Source organism: Alteromonas alvinellae (assembly GCF_902705805.1).
This window is the reverse complement of record NZ_CACSIH010000095.1, coordinates 1-356: the sequence shown is the minus strand read 5'-3', so window position 1 is coordinate 356 and position 356 is coordinate 1. Positions and strand designations below refer to the sequence as shown.

At 42.4% G+C, this 356-nt stretch carries 2 protein-coding genes; both read right to left on the bottom strand.

Translation table 11 applies throughout. From position 1 onward, the window contains the following. The coding region (locus tag ACX5KA_RS06015; RefSeq protein WP_458730660.1) for a transposase domain-containing protein at positions 1–176 on the bottom strand (176 nt) is incomplete at its 3' end. Positions 177–199: 23 nt separating this feature from the next. Beyond that, a complete protein-coding gene (tnpB, locus tag ACX5KA_RS06010; protein WP_105936864.1) occupies positions 200–343 on the bottom strand; it encodes an IS66 family insertion sequence element accessory protein TnpB in 144 nt (47 codons plus the stop codon). Between the last annotated feature and the right edge of the window lie 13 nt (positions 344–356).

Here is a 356-nt window from a genome sequence, read left to right as displayed (position 1 = left end):
TCAAACAAACTGCTCTGCGCCGGATTATCCACTAACACTTTTTCAGACTTACGCCCGAACAACTGGCGTTTAAGCCAGTCCAGTTGATGCTTGAGTTGCGCAATCTCCTCAGCTTGATGAGCAAAGGCAGCCTCAATTTCAGACGGTGAAAGGTGACTAATAGAATGTGTTTTCATGGCGTAAATTATAACAAAATCAGTCAATTAAATCGCCTGTTTTGTTTGTCTTTTTGCCAGTAAATGCCATCAATCAAACACTGTAACTGAGCACTGTTTAATGGTGTTTTTGCTGTACCGTCAGTGACTTTGGCGAAGGTGCCTTTTTCTAACCGTTTACTCCACAAACAATAACCGCCC